Raw genomic sequence first — 2,021 nt, forward strand, 5'->3', positions numbered from 1 at the left:
AAATGATGACTTCAATTGAAGTTAGTGCATCCCCTGAGAATGTTCAATGGCAATCCATTAATTGGAAAGCGGTTAAGCAACATGTATTAAAGCTTCAAATGCGCATTGCAAAAGCAACCCGAGAAGGTAAACACGGCAAGGCGAAAGCATTGCAGTGGATACTTACCCACTCAAAATCAGCAAAATTACTTGCTGTTAAAAGAGTTTCTCAAAATAAAGGCAGCAAAACACCAGGCGTTGACGGCATCATTTGGAACAGTGATGCTCGTTGTATGACTGCGGTGAATAAACTGAGCCGCAAAGGCTATCATGCCAAACCGCTCAGACGTATCTACATCCCCAAGAAAAACGGCAAACTCAGACCTTTAGGCATTCCCTGCATGATAGACAGAGCGCAGCAAGCGCTTCATCTTCTCGCCTTGGAGCCTATTTCGGAAAYGGTAGCCGACCTCAATAGCTATGGCTTTCGACCCAACCGAAGCGCAGCAGATGCCATTGCACAGTGCTTCAAATGTTTGTGTATGAAGCGCTCTAGCCAATGGGTTCTTGAGGGTGACATTAAAGCCTGTTTCGATAAGATTGGTCATCAATGGCTTCTCGATAACATTCAATTAGATAAACGAATGCTGAAACAATGGCTTGGATGTGGTTATGTTGACAAAGGATTGTTCTATAAAACAGCAGAAGGAACACCGCAAGGTGGGATAATATCGCCTACGCTTATGTTGCTCACGCTGGCTGGATTAGAACAATTGGTTAAGTCTATTGCTTGTAAAACAGGTAATAGGGTCAACTTTATTGGATATGCAGATGACTTTGTTATCACAGGTTCTTCGAAGGAAGTGCTCGTTAATGACATCAAGCCGCAGCTCATTGGTTTTCTACAGGAAAGAGGCTTAACACTCTCTGATGAGAAAACGCACATAACTCATATCGATGATGGTTTTGACTTTCTGGGATTCAATCTTAGAAAGTACAAAGGCAAACTGCTCATTAAACCGAGCAAGAGCAACGTTCTGTCATTTTTGAGCAATCTACGTGAATTCATCAGAAAACATCCAACAATCCCAGTTAACGATTTAATCAAAATATTAAATCCGAAACTGAGAGGATGGGCGAACTATTATCGCCACAGTGTTGCTAAGCAAGTTTTCGGTTATGTTGGCCATCAACTTTTCTGGTTGTTATGGCGCTGGGCAATTAGGCGTCATCCAACGAAAAGTAAAGACTGGGTGAGGCGTAAATATTATTTGGATGGTAAGGGACAATGGCAATTTCATGGTTGGCAGAAAATAGCGAACATGGATTGTCGATTTAACCTTGTCCAAATAGCTCAAACGCTCATAAAAAGACATGTAAAAATCAGGAGTGCAGCGACACCTTACGACCCCGAACATGAAGCTTACTTAGGTAAGCGAAAACGGGCAAAGGAAGGTAGAAACTCATGGTTTGAGCCTGTCTTGGCTGCGATGTAGGGTGCTGGGTAACAGAATACGCCTTAGTGGAGGCTTGAGCCGTATGCAGTGAAAGTTGCACGTACGGTTCTTAGGAGGGCGGCACTTGGTAACAGGTGTCGCCTATCCGACAATTACGTGTTATACCTACTCATCTTATGGTGTCAGGAATCTACAAATTCTTCAAATCAAGTACGCTGCTATTACCTAAAGTAGGGCGAGTATCAAGCAGTTTTGTTTAGTTACTAATAAAGACCACAAATTTCAGACACAAAAAAGCCACTCATTGAGTTAATGCCGATCGGTTAAGAACACTTGAACGATCCTGCAGATGAATGATAATCCCTACCAGTATTCTGGTAGGGATTTTTTTATGTTTGCGCAAGAGCTTGAGTTAGTTCATGAGTCAGTAGAAGAAAGTGGAGATTATGCTTCTGTAATGGAGGCTATCGATTCACAGTGGATAGAACAATCATTACTTTCAGCCAACAAGGCAAGTATCCGTAATCGTCGTTTGCCTGCGCAGCAAGCCGTCTGGCTCGTGCTGTGGATGGGATTAATCCGTAA

General features: G+C 42.8%; 2 protein-coding genes. Both read left to right on the top strand.

Annotation, left to right across the window (positions count from 1 at the left end):
* Positions 1–2 precede the first annotated feature (2 nt).
* Positions 3–1,475 (top strand): group II intron reverse transcriptase/maturase, encoded by a 1,473-nt coding sequence (ltrA, locus tag BM739_RS19755; RefSeq protein ID WP_076543313.1) that lies wholly within the window; start codon positions 3–5, stop codon positions 1,473–1,475.
* A gap of 352 nt (positions 1,476–1,827) precedes the next feature.
* The coding region (locus tag BM739_RS19760) for a transposase domain-containing protein (protein WP_254843599.1) at positions 1,828–2,021 on the top strand (194 nt) is incomplete at its 3' end.

The sequence above is a fragment of the Shewanella sp. UCD-KL21 genome (assembly GCF_001957135.1).
Lineage (GTDB): Bacteria > Pseudomonadota > Gammaproteobacteria > Enterobacterales > Shewanellaceae > Shewanella.